Below are 2,921 nucleotides of genomic sequence, written 5' to 3'. Positions count from 1 at the left end.
GCTTAGAAATGCAACTAAAATTGTAGATCGACAGTAGCTAACACTGGCTACAACCTGCCAGCCCTCCTAAGACGGGCCTGCCAGCCTCTGGCCGATAAACCGGCAGGTATGTTCAACTCACTTATTTGCATCAATTAAAGAATAATCCTACATTTATCAAAACAACAAAGGTGAATGATTTCCGCCATTAGCAGCTACGCCCCCGGTGCGCAATAATCCCGATAGTTATCGGGACGGGAACCAAGCTTTGGCTCCGCGGCTTTTTAATACGCCGAAATAATAGCCTAACCGTTACAAACTATATGAAAAAAATAATCTTTGGAATAATAACTCTATTGGTTATTTCCTGTTATGAAAAATCAACAACGGAATTTTCATTAGATGGAACAACAAACGGAATTATAAATGGAACTGTTCTTTATTTGGACAATATTTCAGCCAAAAAATTAATAGATTCTGTAGTAGTTGAAAATAATTCTTTCAGTTTTAGAACTAAACTGCCAAAATCACCAATACAAGTAATTTTGAGAACAAAAGACTTCTCACATTACAGATTCTTATGGCTAGAAAATAATCCAATGACCTTTGATGCGAGTCAAATGAATTTTAGAAATGCAATAGTAACCGGTTCTAGTGAAGAAAATTTAAGCCAGACTTTAAGTAAAGAGATTGATTCACTACCTGGAGATGAGCATTTAAAAAAATATATAGAGTTTGTAAATAAACATCCCAATAGTATTCACAGTGCATTAGTACTCTCAACATATTCAAAAAATTGGGGAAAAGTTAAAACTAAAGAACTTTTTGGCCAATTTTCAGCAGAAAACAAGAACTCTGAATACGGAAAAAGAATTGCAAAGTATATTGAACTGAATAAAAACCCAAAAATTGGAGAGAAATATGTTGACTTTGAAATGGAAGATACTAACGGAGAAGTAAGAAAACTATCTGATTTCAATGGCAAATTGGTTTTATTGGAATTTTGGGCTTCGTGGTGCGGCCCGTGTCGCCAAGAAAACCCAAACTTGGTTAAAACTTATGAAAAGTATAATCCGAAAGGGTTTGAGGTTTTTGCTGTGTCATTAGATGATAGTAAAGAAGGTTGGAAAAAAGCCATAATAAAAGACGGTCTTGCTTGGACACACGTTAGTGACTTAAAAGGCGCAGATAATTCAGCTTCTCTAATTTATGGGGTTTATGGAATTCCTGACAATTATTTGATTGACCAAAACGGAAAAATAATTGAGCGAAATTTACGTGGAGAAAAGTTGAACGAAAAATTAAATGAATTACTTAACTAATGCCAGCTGATAATAGTGTATATCCTATAACAAGCCATATTCCATCCCGATAGCTTCTCCTTCGTAATACTATGGAGAAGGAGCTATCGGGACTCTAGAGTTTAAATAAAGGATAGTTTTTAAAAACAACAAAGGTAATTTTTACACCCATTTATTAAACAAGGGTAATTTTTTATTATATTTACCCTCGTAATCAAAACGAGTGTAAATTCAACCCTTAACACGTGGCCGTATTTAATAAAGATATTCCATATAACGATTTACCGCTACTCCCACCTAAAGGAGCATTGGAGACTACTGCGGTTTTACGAAAAACCATTGCGGCCAGTAGGGCATTATCTAAACTAAACGGAGCCATTACCAACTTGCCAAACCCTAGACTTTTTCTAGATACCATTCATTTACAAGAAGCAAAAGCAAGTTCTGAAATAGAAAACATCATTACCACCAATGATGATTTGTATCAAGCCCTTGTAGCCGATAAAAAATTTGATAACCCAGCCGCCAAAGAAGTGATTAGCTATAAAGAAGCTCTCTGGAACGGATTGGAACATCTCGAAAAAAAGCCGTTTATAACAACTAACCTCTGTATTGAGATTGTACAACATATCAAACAGAATACCTCAGAAATAAGAACAACCCCAGGAACCACCTTATCCAATAGCAAAGGGGAAACCATTTATACGCCGCCATCAGGAGATGTAATCATAAGAGATAAACTAGCAAATCTGGAAAAATTCATCAATGAGTCAAGTAAATTAGATCCACTTATAAAAATGGCCATGATGCATTATCAATTTGAAGCCATCCATCCCTTCCCTGATGGAAATGGGAGAACGGGGCGGATCCTACTCCTACTCTATCTAAAATTGGAAAAATTGCTGGATATACCTGCCATCTATCTAAGTGAATACATTATTGACAATAAAGCGGCCTACTATAAAAAACTGAGATTGGTCACTGAAAAACAAGACTGGGAAGGTTGGATCCTGTATATGCTGGACATGATAGAAACAACATCAAAAAATGGATTGCTCCGTCTTGAAAGTATTATAGCCCTAATGGATAATATGTCGATGGAAGTAAAAGATAAATTACCCAAAGCATATTCCAAAGAGCTGATAGAAATCCTGTTCCGGTTGCCCTATACCAAAAGGCAACATTTAATTAATGCCAAACTTGGAACGCCAAAAACAGTAGGCAATTATTTAAGAGACCTTGAACAGACAGGTTTTTTAAAATCCGTCAAGGTAGGAAAAGAGAAATTGTATCTCAATTACCGATTGATGGAAGTGCTGGAAAAAAATTAAAAAAGAGAGCTATATTTGTAATACATCATGGAGGTTGGTATCAATTACCTACAAAGAAGTTCATTTAAAATACAAGTACAATCCGGTGCGCCCGCCAAAGGCGGAAAGGCGATTCTGTACGCACTTTGAAAAGACAGGTTCTAACTATTTGAATATCAAATGATTATAGATAGGTTTCTAACTCCAGCTGAAGAAATAAATTCCAGGCACCAATTTCCAATAATTCTTTTAAATAAACAGATTTTAAATTTTGACCACAACCCCTGCAGGTTCAGCACACTTATTTGCGTCAATTAAAGATTAATCCTAC

General features: G+C 35.7%; 2 protein-coding genes. Both read left to right on the top strand.

The window, feature by feature from the left end; translation table 11 throughout:
• The first annotated feature begins 302 nt into the window (after positions 1 to 302).
• A complete protein-coding gene (locus WBN20_RS12295; RefSeq protein ID WP_424281898.1) occupies positions 303 to 1,301 on the top strand; it encodes a redoxin domain-containing protein in 999 nt (332 codons plus the stop codon).
• 224 nt (positions 1,302 to 1,525) lie between these two features.
• On the top strand, positions 1,526 to 2,611 hold the full coding sequence (locus WBN20_RS12290; protein ID WP_424281897.1) for a Fic family protein: 1,086 nt from the start codon (positions 1,526 to 1,528) through the stop codon (positions 2,609 to 2,611).
• The last annotated feature ends 310 nt before the right edge of the window (positions 2,612 to 2,921 follow it).

Source organism: Eudoraea sp., from assembly GCF_049665975.1.
Classification (GTDB): Bacteria; Bacteroidota; Bacteroidia; order Flavobacteriales; family Flavobacteriaceae; genus Eudoraea.
This window is presented reverse-complemented; position numbering and strand designations above follow the sequence as displayed.

What these genes read in the sequence shown, in the direction of transcription:
- WBN20_RS12295 (WP_424281898.1), top strand. Translation starts at nt 303, where the DNA reads ATGAAAAAAATAATCTTTGGAATAATAACTCTATTGGTTATTTCCTGT.